The organism is Stieleria sp. (genome assembly GCF_041595215.1).
Taxonomy (GTDB): domain Bacteria; phylum Planctomycetota; class Planctomycetia; order Pirellulales; family Pirellulaceae; genus Stieleria; species Stieleria magnilauensis.
Genome location: NZ_JBFHKV010001198.1, coordinates 1 through 2,430 on the forward strand (window position 1 = coordinate 1; position 2,430 = coordinate 2,430).

1 protein-coding gene is annotated in these 2,430 nt (G+C 59.5%); it reads left to right on the plus strand.

Annotation, left to right across the window (positions count from 1 at the left end; all coding sequences use genetic code 11):
* Positions 1–941: 941 nt before the first annotated feature.
* On the plus strand, positions 942–2,240 hold the full coding sequence (locus tag ABX749_RS29650; RefSeq protein ID WP_372899214.1) for a citrate synthase: 1,299 nt from the start codon (positions 942–944) through the stop codon (positions 2,238–2,240).
* The last annotated feature ends 190 nt before the right edge of the window (positions 2,241–2,430 follow it).

The window sequence follows — 2,430 nt, forward strand, 5'->3', positions numbered from 1 at the left end:
GATCGCCGTCGCCCTGATCGTCGCCGCCATCGGCATGCTGTTCTTGCTGATCCTCGCCGCCGGAAGCTAGCGTTCCGAGCCACCTTGCGTTGTTGTTAGCGGCAGGGCGCGAGCCCTCCGGTCTTTCAACGTGTCGTTGAGCTGCCCACCGGACGGCTTGCGCCGTTCCGCTAACACCTGCGGTTGTTGTTAGCGGCAGCGAACCGAGTATCCCGGAGGGATGCCAGCGAGTAGCCGGAGGTCAGCGCAGCGCCACCTCCGGGAAGCACGTCCCACAGTCCCCTCGACCCCGGACGGGGTCGCAGCGAATCAATCCTCCGGCCGGTGCGGCAGTCTGCGTTCGTGAAGGAGTCGATCGGTGAGCTTGAGCGTGCGGGCTGGCCGGGTCCGAGGGCGCCGACGTCATTTGCTTCGACACCCTTCGGGGTCGCATCTGACGGGGACCGGATGTCCGGAGGTGTCGCTTCGCTCACCTCCGGCTACTGGCTTGGACCCCGTCGGGGTGATGCCGTGCGCCCGATACCGCGAAATCGACAAGGTTTTGACAAGCGCAGGGCCCGTAGGCTCGCGCCAAACGGCTGATACTCGTTTGCCATCAGCCGGTTCGTGCCAGCGTCCGCGCATCGCTCAATCTCGATTGAGCGGCTGGGCGCGAGCCCTCCGGTCTTACAACGTGGCATTGCATGACATGTCAGCATCGGTTGCATGGTTTGTAAGCGAACGACGCGCCAACGACAAAATTTCGATCGCGGCGAGGCGCGTCCTTCTCGCCGGTTAGCCCGCCGAACGCCTGCAGTTTTCCGCGTTTTCTTGAACATCCTGCCTGTGCGGGTTTGCACGCCCCGGCGAATCCCACTTTCGATCGCTCAACGGCACGTCAGATGCATCTTGGTGCGTGATTGAGCCGCTCATCGATCCTCTTGCCTCCCATCAATCTTCCCATGGCCACCGAAACCACCGAATTGAACGAGACCACCGAAATCAATCTCGGCGACAAACGCGTCGAATTGCCGATCGTCGTCGGGACCGAAAATGAATGTGCAATCGACATCTCAAACCTCCGCAGCCAAACCGGCTTCATCACCCTGGACGAGGGTTATCGCAACACCGGTTCGGTTCGCTCCGGAATCACCTTTATCAACGGGGAAGAAGGGGTCCTTCGCTATCGCGGCATTCCGATCGAACAACTCGCGGAGTCGTCCAATTTTATTGAAACCGCGCTGCTGCTGATCTATGGCGAACTCCCCTCGGCGGAACACTTGTCCCATTTTCGGCGGCTGCTGACCGAGCACGAGATGATTCACGAAGGGATGCGGAACTCGTTTCTGGGTTACCCGACCCATGGCCATCCGATGGCGATCTTGTCGTCGATGATCAACACGTTGTCGTGCTACAACGGCGACGTGATGGAGATGGAAGACGAGGCTTCGTTTGAAAATGCCGCCGCCAGATTGATCTCCAAAATCCGCACTGTCGCCGCCTACGCGTACAGAACCTCGGCCGGCCAGCCGCTCGTCTACCCGCATCCGGAATTGAGCTACTGCCGAAACTTTCTGCACCTGATGTTCTCCACGCCCAATCGCACGTACGAACCCGATCCGGATGTCGTTCGCGCGTTGACATTGTTCCTGATCTTGCATGCCGACCACGAGCAGAATTGTTCCACTTCGACCGTTCGGATGGTGGGATCATCGGGGGCCAATTTGTTTGCGTCGTGTTCCGCCGGCGTTTGCGCCCTATGGGGACCGTTGCACGGCGGGGCCAACGTCGCCGTCATGGACCAACTGCAACGGATCAAGAGCTCCGGCATGAGCGTCAAGGAGCTGATCGAACGCGTCAAACAAAAGAAAGAAAAACTGTATGGTTTCGGCCACGGCGTCTATCGAAGCTATGACCCTCGCGCCGAGATTCTTCGCCGCCACGTCCCCAAGGTGTTGGGCAAACTGGGACGCAACGATCCGCTGTTGCAAATCGCCAAAGAGCTGGAAGAGATCGCCCTGAGCGACGATTATTTCGTCAGCCGCAATTTGTATCCCAATGTCGACGTCTATTCGGGAATTCTGCTGCGAGCGATCGGCATCCCGGTGAACATGTACACGGTGATGTTTGCGATCGGCCGGATGCCGGGTTGGATCGCGCACTGGAAAGAAGTCCGAGACAGCAACAGTCGAATTTATCGACCGCGGCAGGTCTACAATGGCCCGACATCTCGCGATTACACCGCGATGGAGTGGCGATAGTTTGCTGGACCGTGACGAGCGATCACGACGGGTCATCGCCCGAATTCAATGGGCGACGCGTTCGCCATTGACGACCCGGCGTGCGTCCGCGATCGCGGCGTCGAGTTGTTGGCGAAGCTGCGAGAGGGTGGAATCGGTTTCGGCGAGCGAATCGTCCGTCGCTCGCTGTTCGATCTGAAACGCCAGATCC